This is a genomic window from Pontibacter mangrovi, assembly GCF_006385705.1.
Taxonomy (GTDB): domain Bacteria; phylum Bacteroidota; class Bacteroidia; order Cytophagales; family Hymenobacteraceae; genus Pontibacter; species Pontibacter mangrovi.
Map to the genome: position 1 here is coordinate 92560 of NZ_VFRQ01000013.1, position 13739 is coordinate 106298.

The following is a 13739-nucleotide window of genomic DNA, read 5'->3' on the forward strand; positions in this document are numbered from 1 at the left end:
CCGGCAGGGCTTGGTGGCAGGCAGCCTGTGCCCGTCACCGAGCCCTGCCAGGCTGTGGGCACTTGCCTGCCTGTTTCTGGCGGGCCCGCACAGCGCGGTAATGCTTCCAGAGACAATAATACAGCACCAGTTCCTGCTCGCGGGGACGGTCGGTGAACAGCCGGTTCAGGTGCATGTGCATCAGGTCTGCTATAAGCTGCTTTTCCCTGGCCGGGGAAAGAAAGGCGGCCCGCTGTGCCACCTGCGCCAGCGCCTCCTCGAAACGGCGCCGGAGTTTGTCGGGCTGTCCGGCTGTTGTGCCTACAGCGAAAAGCCTGCTAAACTCCCTGAATTTTTGTGCGAGTTGCACCTCTAGTCGCTTGGTCCCGCCGAACTCCCTGTAAAACGACGCATACAGCTCACCTACCAAGGCTTCTTTGCCTGCCACGTCCAGGCCAAAGGCACTGCCAATGGCATCCAGTCCGCTGAAGCCCGGGGCATAGTAGCCCTCATCCTCCTCCGTGCAGGGCGAATGCCTTAGGAAAGCGGCAAGAAGCGCACTGCTAGCGCAGAACACCTCTTCCACGGCTTCGATCAGGGCAGGGTGGTACCGCTCAAGCTCCCGCTCGTAGACAGCCACCTGCCAATCCCGGATAGTGCCCCTACGCACAGCTCCTGCCAGCCGCTCGCTCACGCATTCCAGAAGGTGCCCCGCCCCGCTCTCTGTTGGCAGGCACAGCCGTAGGCGCAGGTGGTAGTCCGGGTCACGGTAACGCACAAAGAACCACTGGGTGAGCTGCCCCTCCTGCTCAAGGCGGGTGAGCCAGGGCTGTAGCGTCTGTGCTAAAAGTGCATTGGCAGCGGAAGGGTGGCAATAAAGTTTTACGTAAAGCCAGCCCTCCCCGGGAGATAGCAAGCGCTCTTTCAGCGGCGTTTGGGCCGTGCAAAGAGAAGGGAAAGGCTGCGGACTGTAAACCGCCTGTCCGTTTAGCACGGCTCCCAGGAACTCGTGCACATAGGGCTGTTGCGCACTGTCCCGCACCATAGCGGCCTGCTGTGCCGTGAAGGGAAACTCCCGGAGCTCCACCGCCTCCTTTCCCCGCAGGCTCTCCAGGAGGAGCCGGCAATCGTCCTCCCGCTCCAGATCAAACACAACCTGCTGGTCGTGCCGCGTCAGCGCTATCCAGCGCGGCCACCTCATTTCCCTTGCCAGTTGCCTTAGACACGCTTGCTGCACCGCCCCCTTTCCCTGCGCCAGCTTCTTGAGCTGCTCCTGCCCCAGGTGCCAGCTCGCCAGTTGCAGGACAGCACCTTGGTAGACTACCCGGGGATAATAGGGCAGCCTTGGGAAAAAATGCCGCAGGTCCAAACAAAGGTTGCTTTGCAGCCCCTGGTACTGCAGCTCGCACAGGAAACGGAACACGGCCAGGTCATCCCGTACAAAGTTGAAGGCAGAACTTAACCGCGGCACGACTACTTGTTGCAGGCGTTCTGACCAAAGCACAATCGTTCCGTTTTTTACCTGCACCCACAGCTCAGAGAGGTGAATCTGCTGCTCGGCAGGAAGCGCTGACTGCACGAGCACCGGAATCTCATAGGACCGAACCGCAGCACGCCTGTCGATATTGGCAGTGTGTGACTCGCAGACATGGGCAATCTCGGCAAACACCACCCCCGGGTTAGCACTTTCCTCCGCCTGTGCTATCGCTCTTGCCATGGCCAGCACCTCCGGATGGTGAGGCGTAAACCGCCCCAGCAGGGCCGTGGCACTGGCCCCACCTGCCTGCTCCATGAACACCTCCTCCCCCACTACCCTGAAAAGTACCGCAATACTGGGTGGCAAGGCTTTATTTATATCTACTTCGGGTAGACGCGCCACCTCCTGCTCGGTCAAATGCACGGCCGCTGGAAAAGGACCGGCAGCATGCCATTTTTCCAACAGCAGGGCATGAACCGGCGACCACGCCGCCATTTGTTCCCCCGCCTCTACCCTATCCCATACCATTCCCTCCAACAACTTCGCCCCCCTGGGGGGAATGGCTAACTTACCGTACCCCACCCCCAGCTCCGGATCAAGGGCTCGCAGCAAAGGCACAGCGCGCCCCTCAAATTTTTTCTGGAAGTCTCGGGCAAATTTCTGCAGTCCCGCAGAATCAGGCTGTGGCACCAGGCGCTGCAGGCAGGTTAACGCCGCCAGCAGTGCCTCCTGGTAAAAGGAACGCAGCTTTTTTTGGTGCATTCCCTTTTCCAGGTTGGCGTAAACCCCTTGGCTACCCAGCTCCTGCATGCATGAAGCTAGACGAAGCTTGTCAAGCAGGTCCGCTCCTGGCTTTTTTTCAGCCTTCAGCCCGGCCAGCAGTTGCTGCAGGCCTCGCGTCCGGGACGTGCTGACACCCTGCGCGCCGCACAGCTCGAGCAGGCCCGGCAGGTAGTCTTCCCCGGTGATATTCGCCTCCAAATCGGAGACCAGCACCTGCCTGGCCACCAGCTGCTCTACATAGTCCCGGCTCTCCTCAGCCTCCACAGCCGCCTGTGTCCTGATATAAGCGACAATATCCTGCCGCAAGCACCCTTCCCGGCAATAGGTCAATACAGCCTCGAGCAACGGGTCTGTTTGCAGGTCGGTCAGAAAGAATTCCCGCCGCTTGCGCTGCCTGTCTTCTTCAAAGCGGATGTAGCGATAGCCTCCGTGCACCTTGTAAAGCGAGTGGTTTGGCCTGTAGCGCTGGTAGCCCGCCAGCTCCTCTGCCAGGAGCTGGCGGGCCAAATGCAGGGTATTGCCAAATGTCAAGGCCAGGTGCACCTGTGATGCCTGCTCCCTTAACTGCAGGGGCGGCTCTTCCACCGCTCCCCACAAGGCAAGGGAGAAACCGGAAAAGAGTCCAAAAGGCGTGGGCCGAAAGCACATCCTGTTCAGGTATCGCTGAAGACTGGCTTTGGCTTTGGGGCCTATGGCCTCATAGTCAAATGCCGATGTTTCCAGGGTCTTGAAGAGCGAAGGACTTGCCAGCTGCAAGGCAGCCTGAAAAGAGGGGTCTCTTATTAATGCATGCAGGTCAGTGGTGCTGTAAGCTGTGTGAGGGAAGGCAGGCGTACGCAGGAGTAGCCCGGGGTAAAGTTTGTACATAGTCATCACAGTGTGGTAAAATGGAGCAGGTTTAATATAGCAATATTTATATACTAAACCTATTCTGGAAACAGGAAGAATATGCTGCTCCTCGCAACACGTTTATCAAATATTCAGGTCACAGGCTATTTTTAACTAGCTGAATTACAATAGTTTAAAAAAACAACTATTTCCCCGGGGACTGGTTCATCTAAAATTTCTAACCTCCGGTCCTCGATTCCATACCTCTTTTGGAAGGCCAAGGCAGGCTTGGAGACAGACTTTCTCCGGCCAAGGTGCCGGTACCCCGAGCCACATACCACCTTATATGAAAAAGCAAGCGGATCGACTTTTACAGGGACTGGCACAGCAGCAGGTGCTGCATGGGAGCGAATGCGCCCCCGCCCAGACCAGTTCTCGCAGAATGCCAAGCACTACGCGCAGGGTCGGGTTCGCCAAGGCATTCGGGGAGTGTACAGAGACAAAAGCTGCCCGGCGCCCAGTCTACTCCCAGACCAAACACAAGAGATGGAGGACACTTCGTGTGACCTGGATCCCGCCGCCTGGCGCTGCCAGTTAGGTGTTATCCCGGTCTCTGCCTTAGAAAGCAGGCCTTTGGGCATTTAGTCGAACATTAACAATAAATAATAAAACCATGAACACAGAAAATTTTGATTACCTGAAAAACGAGCTGAAGTACACCGGATTCGGTGAGCAGCTTTACGGCGATTTAGAACAGCAGCTCCAGCGGAATGAGCAGCAGTTTCAGCTCCACTTACCGCTCTCCTACCTGGATGGAACAGTCCACTACACTCTGCATTTCCGTCGGTCAGACCAGACAGACCGGTACTATTTTAACAAGTACGAGGCAACTCTCACTTCCCCGGAATTGAAGGAGGACAGAAGGCAGACCTTTTACATCAATCGGCAGGGAAGCATTACCACCAAGGAAGCCTATAACCTGCTGCAAGGCCGTGCTGTGTATAAGGAACTGCTCAATGCACAGAACCAGCTCTATAAAGCCTGGCTGCAACTGGACCTGAAAATGCCAGAACCTTCTGGAAACTACAAAATCAACCAGTACCACGAAAACTATGGCTATGACCTGGAGAAAACGCTGCAAGCGTTTCAGATAAAGGAACTGCAGGATGCCCAGCAAAAAGAGCTGCTGCTCTATGCTCTTCGCAAAGGCAACCAGCCAGCAGTCATAGCGCTGGAAAACGGCACTGAGGCCAAATGCTATATTGAGGCATGTCCTCGGTATAAAACCATCAATGTGTTCAACGAGCAGCGCCAAGCCATGATGCGCGAGACCATTCAGCGACAGGACCAGACTGTTGAGTTGGAAAAGCAACAACAGGCAACCCTGCCCGCTGAAAGTCTTAAGGAAAAGGTGCAAAAGAGAAAGGCTGGCAAAAAAAAGATGGTGCTCTAGTTAAAGCTTAATGCAACAGAAATGAGTTATCCTGGCATCTAGGGCTGGGATGAAAAAGGAAACCTCCTGTTTTAGAGATATAGTCAATGTATCCCTAAAGACAGGAGGTTTTTGTATGCACTACTTCCAAAGCGCAGCTTCACAAAGCCAGGTACTCTCGCAAGTGCGATTTTCTCCCGTTGCCTGGCCTAGGGGCTTTGTCCTCCACTACGTCATACCCAGCGCCACCAGCAAGGCGGTGGCCATACCCGCGATCCGCCAGCAGCTGCCGGAGGGGAAAAGGCGAAAAGTAGAGGTGCGCCAGCTCGAAGAGTACAATCCTTTGTTGCTCTGCCCTTGCTGCAAAAAGGAGACGATGGTCACCCTGCAGGTGCTGGCCAAGCGGGGGCCGCCGCAGGGGCTGAGGACACAGCGCCGCTACCAGGAGTTCGAGTAAGGATATAAAAAAAGCCACCTGAGAAGGTGGCCTGGCGCAGCTATGCCCATTAGGCAGATAATGCCTTGAAAAGAGCGGGAATTCTCCACCGGAAACAGCAGAAAGTATCTACTATTACCCTTTCAGGCTCACCTCCAATGGGCCAGTCAGCTACCTGAAAGCCCAAACAAGTAATTCAGGGGCAAGCCTCTTCCGACTTAAAACCCATAACGCGTCGCACGGTTAGTGCAACCACGGCTTCATTGTGGGCACTCCGTACCCAACGAAGCCTTAGTTATTGGGCATTGCATTTTTTAAGTTCTTAAGTTAGAATGCGCTATTATGTTGCCTCTACTGAAATACTATTTATGATCTCCTGTATGCTACTTTTATGCTCTGCCAATTTAGAGGCTGGCACAAAGAAGTAGACGTTGATTAAAGCGTCATTTACTTTAAAAAAGAACAGGTTCAGGTACTCATTTGAAGCATTGTCTAACAGCACAACAGACTGCGCCTTCACGCCATCGATCACCATTTCTTCCGTGGTAACTTCTTTTAGATCGCTTGCTGATGTTGACTCTTTTACCTGCTTTTTCACTTCATCACGCAGCGGCTGCGAACTTACATTTGCCCCTACCATCAAACTTATACCTTCCTTCTTGTTCTTGAATGAAGCAAAGGTACTAGAGCTAATCGAGTCAAGCTTAAAGCTTGAAGGAATGGTTATTTCGAAGCCTGCGGGGAAACTGATATACTCTTGCTGTCCGTTGGTGTACCTTATCAATGCGTATCGAGCGCCTGAGTCATAGAATCCCCTTGCCGCTACTTGCCCCCTGTTGCTGTAGGAGATAACCTCTCCCTCCAACTGGTCATTTAAGTACGAACCCTCTTCTTTTTTCTTCCCGTTCCCGAAGTAATAGGCATAGCTGCCGTGCTTGCTCCCATCTTTGATGGAGAAAGCTGATTCCACGTCACCGTCACTATAGAAAGTCAGAAGCGTGTCCTGCTGGACACCATTTTCGAAATAGGTTTTCTTGCGCATTGATCCATTCTTGCGGAAGAACTGTGACCATCCGTGTTGCTTTCCATCCTTGAAATCAACAAGGGATGAAATGCTCCCATCTTCGAAGTACTCTGTCAGCCTACCATCTGCCTCCTCCTCTCTATTGGCATAGTACTCCTGTTTTATACTTCCTGACGAGTAGTATTCAACCCTTTTGTCCTTCTCATATATCTTACTAAGCAAGAATACGCCCCCTGCTGCAATGAATATTATAGGAATGTATCTTCCGTAGCTCCTTTCTTTCCTCATTAACTTAAATGCTCATTAACAGCACCTTCTATGACTTCTGAACGTTGCAGAATGGTTACGCATCTATTTATTTTCTGTACTTAATGTGTTGCCCAACGTCCCGGCTATCAAAAGTGGCGTGTAGGGAAGAAATCACTTTCAGTCGAACCGGCAGTTTGTTATGTGAATAAATGTAGGGAAATAGTTCTCAAAAAAGCCATTTTTGGATAGCCTTTGTTGGCAATAGTTTATTGATGAATAAAGTAAAAATCTGTTTCTTCACCCTCATCAATCATTTTTACCCGGACTTTGAATAATTTATCAAAAGCCGAATCCTTTTCTTGATCCGTAAGACCAGGGACCTGTATTTCGCTAATCGGTTTTTTTAGTCGGTCAATATCCAGCAAGTTCTCTTCAAAAATATGATCTATTAAAATCTGCGTTTTATCATCTGGAGATTTTGACTCGGTCATTTGCCATTTAAAATCCTGCAGTTCCTCAGGATCAGTTTTATCGTAAATGGCAGTTCCCGCTACTATTTTGTCTGTAATTTCAGTCCATTTTATTTCCTCTGCCCCAAGGGCGCCTAAGAACGAGGATAAAAATTGTTGTCTTTTATTCACTTTTGGTAGGTATGCTTTAAATTATTGCCAACTACTGGCTATGCGTAAACATACGCTTATCTGCACTATGGCCGTAGTTGCTGCGGCGTGCTTTCGCTCTTGTTTGCTGCCTAAACTTGGTTCCTGTAGTTGAAGTGCGCATGTGTGTCTATATAATAAAGCCAATATAGCTGGTTACTCAAGATTATCCAACGGACTGACAATTTTATCCAGCGCATGGGAGGTGATATGAGTATAGATCTCCGTGGTCTTGCTGGACCGATGGCCCAGCAGCACCTGGATGTAACGCAGATCCGTGCCTTGCTCCAGCAAGTGGGTGGCAAAGGAGTGGCGCAGCGTGTGCGGCGTGGCAGGTGCTTTCACCCCCGCCTTCTCCTTGCTGGACCGAAACACACTGCGGATGCTTTCCACCGTGTACTGCCCGCCCGCCTGCCCCTCGAACAGCCACACCTTGGGTCTGTACTGCCTGTAATACGCCCTGAGGCTCTCCAGCAGCTTTTGCGAGAGCAGCGTAGTGCAGTCCTGCTTGCCCTTGCCTCCTCTGATAAACAAGAGGTTACGGTCCGACTGCACGTCCGTCAGCTTTAGGTTGATCACTTCGCCAATACGCAGCCCACCCGCATACAGCAGCTGGAGCATGTAGCGGTGCTTCAGGTTATCCGTGGCAGAAAGGATTTTCCCTAGGTTCTGCTTGCTCAGCACCTGGGCAGCCGGTTTTAGCCCTATACAGGAGGGTGCTTATCACGTCCCTAAGGAGCCATTGGCTTGCCACAGCGCTTGGCGCGGGAGCTGACAAACAGCCAGTGACACGGCTGGATTAGTGCGCTTCACCCAAACTGTCCAGGCACTGCAGGAGGTCTACCCCTTTGCCCAGGACGCCCTTAAAAAGATCGCCTTTTTGGGCTATACGCGCTGGCACGTTTTTGATGGTGAAGGCTTCCGGCGACAGCCCCGGCTTTACCTCACGCCAATCCAGCGGCGTGGAGACGGTGGCACCGGGCTTGGGACGTGCCGAATACGCGGATGCGATGGTTTGCCCGATGGCGTTCTGCAGGAAGTCCAGGTATACTTTCTCCTGCCTTTCCTTTGGGTTGCGGGCAAGGCTGGTAAGCTTGGGAAGCTTTTTATGCACCAGCTGCGCCACAATGTGCGCAAACTGCCTTGCCTGATCGAAGCTGTACTTAGCTGCCAGCGGCACAAAAATGTGCATGCCCGTGGCCCCGGATGTCTTCACGTAAGCGGTGGCCCCGGCCCTGTCGAGCACCTCTTTTGCCGCCAGCGCCACTTCTACCACCTCATCGTAGGTATTCTCCCCCGGGTCCAGGTCCAGCACCATGTAGTCTGGCTTCTCCAGGCTGGCGATGCGCGAGTTCCAGGGGTTGAGCTGAATGCAGCCCAGGTTGTTCATGTAGGCCAGCGTGGCTTTGTTATCCACCACCAGGTACGCTACCTCCTCGCCCGTAGATTCTGCTTTTAGCTTGACCGTGCGCACCCACTCCGGGGTGTGTGGGATATCCTTCTGCACAAAGCCGGGCTTGGTGATGCCATTGGGGTAGCGGAAAAGTGACTGCGGCCTGTCCTGCAGGTAAGGGATCAGCACATCGGCTATGCTTTGGTAATAGTCGATCAGGTCGCCTTTGGTGATGTGCTCGTCTGGCCAGTATAGTTTATCCAGGCTGCTGAGCGATACCTCCTGCCCTTCTATTTTTCGTTCGGTTCTGTTCTTGTCGCTGCTCTTTTTTTCTGCCTTCGAAGCCTTTTTTGCCTTCGGCGCATCTTCCGCCTCGTGCACGGCTTCATCCGTGTGCAGGGCTGTTTCACGTACCACCTCTTTGGCTTTCTTATCTTCCCGTAGTCCCTCGTAAATTGCCTGTCGCATCAGCCCGTCGGAAGTCCATTCGGCAAAGGTGATCTCGGCCACGAGCTCCGGCTTCACCCAAGTGGCGGGCGCGTTGGGTTTTACCTTCCCTGCAAACGGAGACTTCTCCTGTTCCAGCGGCTCCAGCTTTGCTTTTAGCGCTTCTAAGGATTTGGTGTTGAAGCCGCTGCCGCTCTGCCCCACATAGGTGAGCTTTCCGTTTTCATACACGCCCAGCACCAGCGCCCCGATGTGCTTGCGCTTGCCTTTGGGTTCGGTGAAACCGCCGATCACCGCCTCCTGGCGCAGGTGCGTTTTGATCTTGAGCCACTCGCTGCTGCGCTTGCCGGTGCGGTAGGGGCTGTCGGCTTTCTTGGCCATGATGCCCTCTATCTGCTTGCGCTGCGCCTCTCGGAAAAATTCCTTGCCACGCGCCACCACATGATCGGAATAACGTACCGCCGGTAGTTCCTCGGAGAGCAGCTCCTGTAGCCGCTGTTTCCGCTCCAGCAAAGGCAGGTCGCGCAGGTCCTCGCCGTTGAGGTATAGCAAATCGAACACGTAAAAGTATAGATGCTCCGAAGGGGTGTTCTGATAGTTCTGCAGCTGCTGAAAAGTGGCGTAGCCCTCGTCGTTCAGCACCACGATCTCCCCGTCCAGCACCGCCTCCTGGCCCAGCTGCTGCAGTCCTTCAATGATGGGTTTATACTTGTCTTTGTAGGATTTTCCGCTGCGCGAGTACAGCTCCACCTGCCCGCCCTTTACCTCGGCTATGGCCCGGTAGCCGTCCCACTTTATCTCAAACAGCCAGTCTTCGCCATCAAAAGGACCGTCGGTGAGTTTGGCCATCATGGGCTTGATGTGGTGCGGCATGTTAGCCTCTTTTGCAGCGGCCTTTTTACTTGCTTTGGCTTTTTCTGCGGCGGATGTGGTTTTGCTGGCCGGCTTTTTTGGTGTTTTCTGCTCTATCCCCTCCAGGTGCTCCTCACTGTCATAATGATCCTCCACCGCATCCTCATCCATCTTTTTGATCAGCAGCCAGGCATCCTTCTGCCGGCCCTTCATCTTCACCAGCGTAAACTCTCCCTGCAGTTTTCCTCCTTCCAGCACAAACTTTATACTTCCTTCCTCCAGGCCCTGCAAGAGCAGTTGCTCTCCTTCCTCCGGGTCATCGGTTTCTGCGGCATGGTAGGTGCCCTCGTCCCAAATATCAACATGGCCGGCACCGTAGTGGCCTTCAGGTATATCGCCCTCAAAAGAGCCATAGGAGATCGGGTGATCCTCCACCTCCACGGCCAGGCGTTTATCCGCCGGATTCATACTTGGGCCCTTGGGTACGGCCCAGCTCTTGAGCACCCCGTCCATCTCCAGCCTGAAATCATAGTGCAGCTTAGAAGCTAAATGCCGCTGCACCACAAAGCGAAGCTTGCTGCCATGCTTGGCCACTTTGCCGGCAGGTTCAGGTGTCTGGCTGAAGTCGCGCTTTTGGTTATATTCTTCTAGTCCCATGGTTTGTTTTCGTTAGGTGAGGTCGTTGTGTGGTGCTCTACAAAGTATGAAGGCTGCCATACGCTTTGATTTCGTAGAACAGAACACCATCTATCAACGATCTTAAGATGCCCGCATGCGGGGTTGGCCGGAGCTGAGGCTGGCCTTAAGCTGCGCCATCAGGTCTTTGGTTTTGGTCGGCACGACTTCCATCTTCTTCGGAGCAGGTTTCTTCTTGCCTTTCGCCTTGGCCTCTATCGTTTTTAAAAGCTTTTCGGTGTAGGTGTCTTTATAGTCGCGGATGTCGAACTCGGTCGAGAACTGGTTGATCAGTTCCACTGCCATGTCCAGCTGCTGGCCGCCAATATCTACCTTATGCGGCAGCGCCAATTCGTCCACATCCTTCACCTCCTCACCAAAGCGCAGCTTCTGCAGCACCAGCGCATCCCCCACCGGCCGGATTACGGCCAGGTCCTCCTTGCTGCGCATCACGATGGTGGCAATGCCCACTTTGCCCGTTTTGCGCATGGCGTCGCGCAGCAGACCGTAGCCGGTTTTGTTTCCTTTTTCCGGTGCCAGGTAGTAGGGCTTTTTAAAGTATAGCTCGTCTATCTCTTCCTCATCCACAAAGGAGTTGAGCTGGATGATCTGGTTCTTTTCCTCCTCGGCTTTCTCAAAATCCTCTTCCGTCACTTCCACATACTTGCCGTTATACTTGTAGGCTTTGATGATCTCTTTGTAGGGCACCTCCTCGACGGTTTTCTCGTTTACACGCTTGTTGCGCACGCGGGCATGGTTGCGCCTGTCCAACAAATCAAAGTCAAGGCGGCGCTGCTTGGTGGCACTGTACATTTTGATGGGAATATTCACCAGGCCAAAGCCCAGGGATCCCTTCCATATCGTTCTCATCGTTTTACTTTTAGGTCTTGCGTTAGTCCTTAAAACGGATGGTACTTTTATTCGTTTCTGACCGCGCTGCGTGCAAGCCGTCGCGAAGACAGGATGAAGCGCATCATTCTCTTCAACGACTGCCCCACCAGGCATTAGCGGTGCCGCCCGTGGCAAGGCCGATGGAGCGATTAATTTCCTCCTTGCTGGCTCCTTCGGTAGGCTTTCCCGTTTTAGGCTTCCAGAGCAGGATTAGCAACGCTTCTGCCGGGGCATTTTAGTTCAGGCGAAGCCACAGCTTTGTTTGGCTTTAGATGTGCAGATGATCATAAAAAGGCAGCGTATACTTCTGCCCGTCGGCCAGCAGGTGAATGCGCAGGTCGCGGACAGAGAAGGGGTGACCGGTGCCTATCTCGTAGATGTCCGTGCAGCTGATTTTCCTGCCGTCTACCACCGTAATCAGGCCGCTCCCGAACACTTCCATTTCCCGCCCTTTGGTAATGTAAACGGCCGTGTCCTCTTCCAGCCCTATGCCGACGCAGCCGGGGTTGGTCACAATGCACTGGGCCATCCGCACCATCCGCCCCCGCTGAATAAAGTGCGTGTCGAAGGCTACGTTCTTGATAAACTCCAGGCCGGTGGTGATGCGCACATCGCCCTTCACAAATCCCCCCTGGGTCATCACCTCGTAGATCATGGGCGTGGAGAGTGCCACAGCCCCGGCACTGGTGCCGGCAACCAAAATATCATCGTAGGTGTAGCGTTCCTTCATGAGTTGCAGCAAGCGGGTGCCGCCCAAAATAGAGGTCAGGCGTAACTGGTCGCCCCCGGTGAAAAAGATCCCGTCTGCGCTTTCTATTGCTTTAAAGTACTCATCCCCCACCGCGTCCCCTCTGTCACGAATGTCAAGTACCTCCAGCTTTTTGACACCTAACTCCCTAAACACCTTTTGGTATTCCTTGATCATCTGGTCCGGCACAGTAGAGGCGGTAGGGATCAGCGCCACGGAAGGGCTATTTCCCTTCAGCTTGGATACAAAGAACTTCAGGATCTGCTCGTCTTCAAACTCTACGTTTCGCTTTTGGTCTTCTGTTTTATCAGCTTCCCCCGTGCTCTTGCTCTCATGACCTCCGATGGCCAGTAAGCACCCTTTCGGCTCAGGAGCATGCTTGTGGTGCTTGGGTTTATCTGAAACGATATGCTGTTTTGCCATGCCTCGTCTACCTTTATTGTTGATATATAATTACGCTGGGCTTTTGCTAGCTAGCAACCCTTGCTATCAGGTCGTAGGCTATTTCTTAAGCCTGCCCACCACCCCTCCCGCTTCAACTGCTTAGGGGCAAAGGACCTCTACAATTCTGCGCAAGTTGTCAATGCACACAACATCCCTTATTGAAACTATACTTCGCTAAAAAGAGCATGGGCTAAAAGTTGTACTCTTTTTACAGGAGTCTATTTACGGCAAAGCCCGCAGAAGGCTGCAACTCCCCTGCCAAATGCGTAAAAGCACGGGATGCCACACGCATTTGTCGCAGCAACGAAACCTATCCGCTCAGCCGCTTCCAATACGCGATCTTAACGCCTACAGCTTGTTGTGGCTCAAACATCTCTTGACGGATTTCCTTAGAGAAAACCTTCTGTGGAAAAGCGGATGCAGGACTAAGTTATTGGTGCTCAATTAAAGAGCCCGTGCTAAAAGAAGGCGCTTTCCCCACTGCTTGCAGTGCCTGGCAGCACCGGGGGAAGGCATTACTTGAAGAAAATGGATTGCATGGGTAGCGCTGATTCAACGCGGATGAAATTTCAGGCCGTAGTTAACATGCGCAAACGCACCGTAAATCATCCGGCCTAACTCCTGGCCCCTCAGCGGCTACCTCACTTTGCTCCTGGCGTATCGTTGTAATCAAGGGCCGATGTTTCCTGCTTCATGCGGAGGCAGGATGCGCTTAATGCGCCTTGCTGAACCGGGTAGCGGAAATCTTCAGGCTAACAGCATTTATACGTTACACCTCCCTTTCGTGACCCAGCTCGCCGTCCGTGGTCAAAGCGTTTGTTGCTGTGGAGGCCGCCGCCCCCTCCTGTAGCCAGCTGTGCGCATCTGTCATGCTGTCGAAGCACTGCATGCGTAGGCTGCCCCCATGCAGCTTGTGAAGTTTCTCCCGCATCCACTCGGCAACCACTCCGTAAAACACGTCATTGGACTTGACCAGCGCTAGTTTCCTGAGCCGGGCTCTTTTTCCTGTTAGCAGTTTCCCGATCCTGCCCACAACCCACTCCTGGTCATCGCGCCCGGGGGTATTGCAACACGAGGCATCCAGCAGCCACAGCTCCACCTGCCTTTCCGCCATCAGGCGAAGTACCAGCTCGGCCCCTTTTTTGAGCTCGCCACTGCTTACCGGCCGTAGCCACCTGTTGTAAAGCATGCGGTGCTTCTCTATCAGTATGTACATCAGGTAATCTTCGAAAATCTTCATTCCTTCGTTCTTAAAGTGAACACTCGTTACTCCTGTAGCTGGCAGTGTCTGCACCGAGCGTATGCCTGAGAACTTGACACTCCCACGTTTAAAGACTGTGGGATTCTTGGGCTACCCGACCATTGCCGTTGTATTGGACACCATCGGTGTCTGACTCCCAAGCTGACAGCGTATGCCCTACG

Annotated in this window: 9 protein-coding genes and 1 pseudogene; 2 read left to right on the forward strand and 8 right to left on the reverse strand. The window is 53.3% G+C overall.

The annotated features are described in order from the left end of the window. Positions 1-34: 34 nt before the first annotated feature. Positions 35-3106 carry a lantibiotic dehydratase gene (locus FJM65_RS18525; protein ID WP_181163791.1) on the reverse strand — a complete coding sequence of 1024 codons (3072 nt, stop codon included), beginning with the start codon at positions 3104-3106 and terminating at the stop codon, positions 35-37. A 634-nt stretch (positions 3107-3740) separates the two neighbouring features. On the opposite strand from FJM65_RS18525, the gene FJM65_RS18530 reads away from it, so the two are divergent. After that, positions 3741-4520: a hypothetical protein gene (locus FJM65_RS18530; RefSeq protein ID WP_140623497.1), complete on the forward strand. Its 780-nt coding sequence runs from the start codon at positions 3741-3743 to the stop codon at positions 4518-4520. Between the two features lie 187 nt (positions 4521-4707). Further along, positions 4708-4956 (forward strand): annotated as a pseudogene (locus tag FJM65_RS18535) (IS91 family transposase); the annotation flags it as partial. A gap of 319 nt (positions 4957-5275) precedes the next feature. Here the strand turns inward: FJM65_RS18535 and FJM65_RS18540 are convergent. The 7 genes from FJM65_RS18540 to FJM65_RS18570 form a co-directional block, all read right to left on the reverse strand. Continuing rightward, positions 5276-6247 carry a toxin-antitoxin system YwqK family antitoxin gene (locus FJM65_RS18540; protein ID WP_140623501.1) on the reverse strand — a complete coding sequence of 324 codons (972 nt, stop codon included), beginning with the start codon at positions 6245-6247 and terminating at the stop codon, positions 5276-5278. Positions 6248-6474: 227 nt separating this feature from the next. Continuing rightward, a complete protein-coding gene (locus tag FJM65_RS18545; RefSeq protein ID WP_140623503.1) occupies positions 6475-6849 on the reverse strand; it encodes a hypothetical protein in 375 nt (124 codons plus the stop codon). Positions 6850-7023: 174 nt separating this feature from the next. Further along, positions 7024-7551: a tyrosine-type recombinase/integrase gene (locus tag FJM65_RS18550; RefSeq protein WP_239023016.1), complete on the reverse strand. Its 528-nt coding sequence runs from the start codon at positions 7549-7551 to the stop codon at positions 7024-7026. A 115-nt stretch (positions 7552-7666) separates the two neighbouring features. Next, positions 7667-10216 (reverse strand): DNA ligase D, encoded by a 2550-nt coding sequence (gene ligD / locus FJM65_RS18555; RefSeq protein WP_140623507.1) that lies wholly within the window; start codon positions 10214-10216, stop codon positions 7667-7669. A 102-nt stretch (positions 10217-10318) separates the two neighbouring features. After that, positions 10319-11104 (reverse strand): non-homologous end joining protein Ku, encoded by a 786-nt coding sequence (ku, locus tag FJM65_RS18560; RefSeq protein ID WP_140623509.1) that lies wholly within the window; start codon positions 11102-11104, stop codon positions 10319-10321. Between the two features lie 289 nt (positions 11105-11393). Then, positions 11394-12296, reverse strand: coding sequence for a cyanophycinase (locus FJM65_RS18565; RefSeq protein ID WP_140623511.1), 903 nt, complete (start codon positions 12294-12296; stop codon positions 11394-11396). A gap of 790 nt (positions 12297-13086) precedes the next feature. Next, a complete protein-coding gene (locus FJM65_RS18570) occupies positions 13087-13557 on the reverse strand; it encodes a hypothetical protein (protein WP_140623512.1) in 471 nt (156 codons plus the stop codon). Positions 13558-13739 lie beyond the last annotated feature (182 nt).